General features: G+C 41.1%; 2 protein-coding genes and 1 pseudogene. All 3 read left to right on the top strand.

Annotated features, from left to right (window positions below; all coding sequences use genetic code 11):
* A pseudogene (locus tag H6G97_RS51115) lies at window positions 1-268 on the top strand (hypothetical protein); the annotation flags it as partial.
* 567 nt (window positions 269-835) lie between these two features.
* Complete coding sequence (locus H6G97_RS51120; protein ID WP_190737374.1) at window positions 836-1,015, top strand: hypothetical protein; 180 nt, start codon at window positions 836-838, stop codon at window positions 1,013-1,015.
* A 25-nt stretch (window positions 1,016-1,040) separates the two neighbouring features.
* Window positions 1,041-1,522: alpha/beta hydrolase family protein (locus tag H6G97_RS51125; protein ID WP_190947781.1), on the top strand; the 482-nt coding region annotated here is incomplete at its 3' end.

The raw sequence follows: 1,522 nt of genomic DNA on the forward strand, positions 1-1,522 counted from the left end.
GAAGCGTGGAGATATATCTGTCCGGTCAGCACTGACCATTCATCGAGGTACAGCTAACCAATCCCAAAAATCGCGCCCAGCCCTAGTGCTTGGTGTGGATGCTCCAGATGCCCAAAATGCAGAGCGGCATGATCTCCAGTTTACTCGGTCTTACTACGAGACTATCCCTGTAGAACACCGAAAGCACTTCGCCTGTCGAATCGTTGAAGAACTAGAACCGATCGTACAAGCGCATACGATCGAAGGACTGGTTATGGGGGAGGCTTAGTACAGGGCGGTCGCATCATGTCAATAAGCATATATTCTCAATAGAGTTAAAATAATGTCATTAATCCTTGCTTATTGCCAAAGTTTTAGGCATCGCTTTGGGACTTAAAAAATAATTAAACGCAAAAGGAAAGATTTTTTCGTCAGTTTTTAACTCTAGTTATGATCGAGAGTAATTTAAATGCGTTTGTCTTGAGGCTTAATATGATGTGAGTTCAGTTTAAAACACATTGGTTAGCATATAAGAATTACTGCGTTCTTCCTGCCAAAACAATGTTTTAATGAGCTATTTCGCTTTATTAAATTATTCTCTTTCTTTAGTCGTCAGAAGCTACCAAAATAGCCCAATATTTGTCCCCAAGCCGAAAAGTTTTTTTGAGGGAACATACTCCCTTGGAGGGTTACATTTAATTCTGGTATACCCAAAGTTTTTAATGTCAGAAATTATATGCTTCATCTGAGGTCACTTGAGACTAAAGACTGATTTCTCAATTGAGTTCCACCAATAGGATTAGAAAATACCTACATTTTTTGAGGCTAGAAAATAACAGATTTTTCAATTGTTACCATGTTCAATAGTGTTTTACCTCAAGAGGCTTCTCAACAAGAAGTAACATCTCAAACAAAAGTAGTACAAGAGGACTCTGCTGGTGGATTCAAGCCTAGTTATGATAATTGGGCTTTTGATCTGGCTTGGTTTGGGCAAGTTAGAGCAACAGTTTTATCAAGGAAGGGAAATCCCACCTAGAAATCTGCCAGGGTAAGACATCTTTTTGCCTCAAGCAATAGAATTTTTTCACTACCGAATTTTTCAGATGGTTGAAGTCAACTTTAATGTTTGGGGTAACGGTTCTATCAACAGTTCTGGGCGCATTACTTCTGAGGCACCAACCTATGTTGTTATTCATGGCTATCAAAGCAGTGGTGGCAATGCAGGCAATAACTACAAAGCTGTTGATTGGATGGAAAATATAGCCCAAACCATTCGGCAACGTGAGTCAAATGCTAATATTATTCTCCTAGATTGGGAAGAAGGAGCTAGTTCCCTGTGGTATCCCACTTCCGCCGCCAGAACACGCGATGTTGGTAATCAGTTGGCTACCTACTTAATAAATAATGGCATAGAGCCGACTTACACCAATCTGATCGGGCATAGTCTGGGAGCGCACATTGCTGGATTCACTGCTTCAACCTACCGTGAATCTACAGGGCGTTCTCTTGCTCAAATAGTAGGACTCGACCCCGCAGGACCTGA

It is taken from the genome of Nostoc flagelliforme FACHB-838, assembly GCF_014698065.1.
Lineage (GTDB): Bacteria > Cyanobacteriota > Cyanobacteriia > Cyanobacteriales > Nostocaceae > Nostoc > Nostoc flagelliforme_B.